4 protein-coding genes and 1 pseudogene are annotated in these 3134 nt (G+C 56.2%); all 5 read left to right on the top strand.

All coding sequences use genetic code 11. The features are described 5' to 3' along the window. The first annotated feature begins 103 nt into the window (after positions 1-103). On the top strand, positions 104-490 hold the full coding sequence (trbI, locus tag RTW80_RS23505; RefSeq protein WP_000099686.1) for a type-F conjugative transfer system protein TrbI: 387 nt from the start codon (positions 104-106) through the stop codon (positions 488-490). After that, positions 487-1119, top strand: a complete 633-nt coding sequence (gene traW, locus RTW80_RS23500; protein WP_001203720.1) for a type-F conjugative transfer system protein TraW — start codon at positions 487-489, stop codon at positions 1117-1119. Before trbI ends, traW begins: the two co-directional genes overlap by 4 nt. Beyond that, positions 1116-2108, top strand: a pseudogene (gene traU, locus RTW80_RS23495) (conjugal transfer pilus assembly protein TraU). The gene traW and the pseudogene traU overlap by 4 nt, the downstream one beginning before the upstream one ends. 8 nt (positions 2109-2116) lie before the next feature. Then, positions 2117-2755 (top strand): type-F conjugative transfer system pilin assembly protein TrbC, encoded by a 639-nt coding sequence (gene trbC / locus RTW80_RS23490; RefSeq protein ID WP_000777700.1) that lies wholly within the window; start codon positions 2117-2119, stop codon positions 2753-2755. Then, positions 2752-3134: hypothetical protein (locus RTW80_RS23485; RefSeq protein WP_216350180.1), on the top strand; the 383-nt coding region annotated here is incomplete at its 3' end. The genes trbC and RTW80_RS23485, both read left to right, overlap by 4 nt.

The raw sequence follows: 3134 nt of genomic DNA, 5'->3' as shown, positions 1-3134 counted from the left end.
GTATTCATGAGGCAGTGTGGCAGCTGGCGTGGACGAAGTCAGGGCCGGAAATGGCTTCGCTGGAAGCCTGGCTGGAAGAACATGAGAAATACAGGAGTGTGGCATGAGTTCAACGCAGAAACCCGCCGACGTCATGGCAGAACGACGCAGCCACTGGTGGTGGACGGTGCCGGGATGCCTGGCAATGGTGTTACTGAACGCAGCCGTCAGTTACGGCATTGTCAGACTGAACGCACCGGTGACTGTCGCCTTCAACATGAAACAGACCGTGGATGCGTTTTTTGACAGAGCCAGTCAGAAACAACTGTCAGAAGCGCAGTCAAAAGCCCTTTCAGCGCGTTTTAACACGGCACTGGAAGCCAGCCTGCAGGCGTGGCAGCAGAAACACCACGCGGTCATTCTGGTGTCGCCTGCTGTGGTACAGGGGGCACCGGATATCACCCGGGAAATCCAGCAGGATATTGCCCGGCGAATGAGGGCGGAACCATGAGATGCCGGGGGCTGATTGCCCTGCTGATATGGGGGCAGAGTGTGGCCGCCGCCGATCTTGGTACCTGGGGCGATCTGTGGCCGGTAAAGGAGCCGGACATGCTGACGGTGATCATGCAGCGCCTGACGGCACTGGAGCAGTCCGGTGAGATGGGCCGGAAAATGGATGCCTTTAAGGAGCGGGTGATCCGCAACAGTCTGCGGCCCCCTGCCGTGCCCGGTATCGGACGCACGGAGAAATACGGCAGCCGGTTGTTTGACCCGTCCGTCAGACTGGCTGCGGATATCCGGGATAACGAAGGGCGGGTGTTTGCCCGTCAGGGTGAAGTGATGAATCCGCTGCAGTATGTTCCTTTTAACCAGACGCTGTATTTCATCAATGGCGATGATCCGGCGCAGGTGGCCTGGATGAAACGCCAGACGCCGCCCACACTGGAGAGCAAAATTATCCTCGTGCAGGGCAGTATCCCGGAGATGCAGAAGTCTCTGGACAGCCGTGTTTACTTTGACCAGAACGGTGTGCTCTGCCAGCGCCTCGGCATTGATCAGGTCCCGGCACGGGTGAGCGCCGTTCCCGGCGATCGCTTCCTGAAGGTGGAATTTATTCCGGCAGAGGAGGGCAGAAAATGAAGCGAAGGCTGTGGCTGCTGATGTTATTCCTTTTCGCCGGTCATGTCCCTGCGGCGTCTGCGGATTCTGCCTGTGAGGGGCGTTTTGTAAACCCGATCACAGATATCTGCTGGAGCTGTATTTTCCCGCTCTCGCTGGGCAGTATCAAAGTCAGTCAGGGTAAGGTCCCCGACACGGCGAACCCGTCGATGCCCATTCAGATTTGTCCGGCACCGCCGCCGCTGTTCAGGCGTATCGGGCTGGCCATTGGTTACTGGGAGCCGATGGCGTTGACGGACGTCACCCGGTCACCGGGATGCATGGTGAACCTGGGCTTCAGCCTGCCGGCTTTTGGTAAAACGGCACAGGGAACGGCGAAAAAGGATGAGAAGCAGGTAAATGGGGCGTTCTATCACGTTCACTGGTACAAATACCCGCTGACGTACTGGCTGAACATCATCACATCGCTGGGCTGTCTGGAAGGTGGTGACCTGGATATCGCTTATCTTTCTGAAATCGACCCCACCTGGACGGACAGCAGCCTGACCACCATTCTCAATCCGGAAGCTGTCATCTTTGCCTATCCGATAGCACAGGGAGCCTGCGCAGCAGATGCGATTGACAGCGCCTTTAATATGCCTCTCGTTGTTCTGTTCTGGTGTGCCGGTTAGCAGGGAAGTATGTACCCGTTCAATGGCTGGGTGAGTAATGAGTCCAGTCCGTTGCAGTCCTCCCTGCTGGTCAGTGAACGCATGGCGTTCAAGCTGCACCGTCAGGGCATGATTATGGAAACCATCGGGAAAAATAACGCCGTCTGTAATGAATATCCGTCCCCAATCCTGCCCAAAGAACGCTGGCGTTACCAGATGGTGAATATGTATCCGGACAGCGGGCAGTGCCACCCGTTCGGGCGCAGCGTGACCCGCTGGGAAACCGGGAAAAATCCGCCCAACACAAAGAAAAACTTCGGCTACCTGATGTGGCGTAAACGTAACTGTGTCTTCCTGTGAGGTGAATGATGAAGCTGAGTATGAAATCTCTGGCAGCACTGCTGATGATGCTGAACGGGGCGGTTATGGCGTCAGAAAACGTGAACACTCCTGAAAACCGCCAGTTCCTGAAGCAGCAGGAAAATTTAAGCAGACAACTGCGTGAAAAACCTGACCATCAGCTGAAAGCCTGGGCGGAGAAACAGGTGCTGGAAACCCCCCTTCAGCGTTCAGATAACCATTTCCTGGATGAGCTGGTTCGTAAACAGCAGGCTTCGCAGGACGGGAAACCCCGGCAGGGTGCTCTGTATTTTGTGTCGTTTTCCATTCCCGAAGAGGGGCTGAAACGAATGCTGGGCGAAACCCGGCACTACGGTATTCCGGCCACACTGCGGGGCATGGTGAACAATGACCTGAAGACCACCGCTGAAGCTGTGTTGTCCCTGGTGAAAGACGGAGCGACTGATGGTGTTCAGATCGACCCGACGCTGTTTTCACAGTACGGCATTCGCACTGTACCGGCACTGGTGGTGTTCTGCAGTCAGGGATACGACATCATCCGGGGAAACCTGCGGGTCGGCCAGGCGCTGGAGAAAGTGGCCGCCACGGGTGACTGCCGGCAGGTGGCTCATGATTTACTGGCAGGGAAAGGAGATTCCGGGAAATGAAACGTATTTTACCTCTGATACTGGCTCTGGTTGCCGGCATGGCACAGGCTGACAGCAACAGTGATTACCGGGCCGGTTCTGATTTTGCTCACCAGATCAAAGGGCAGGGAAGCAGCAGTATTCAGGGCTTTAAGCCACAGGAGAGTATCCCCGGCTATAACGCGAATCCGGACGAGACAAAATATTACGGTGGCGTGACTGCCGGCGGGGATGGCGGCCTGAAAAATGACGGCACCACGGAATGGGCGACCGGTGAAACCGGAAAAACCATTACAGAGTCATTCATGAACAAGCCGAAAGACATTCTTTCACCGGATGCACCGTTTATCCAGACCGGCAGGGATGTGGTGAACCGGGCTGACAGCATTGTGGGAAACAC

The organism is Escherichia sp. AM3 (genome assembly GCF_032029835.1).
Taxonomy (GTDB): domain Bacteria; phylum Pseudomonadota; class Gammaproteobacteria; order Enterobacterales; family Enterobacteriaceae; genus Escherichia; species Escherichia coli.
The sequence above is the reverse complement of the archived record's forward strand: the minus strand, read 5'-3'. Positions and strand labels throughout refer to the sequence as shown.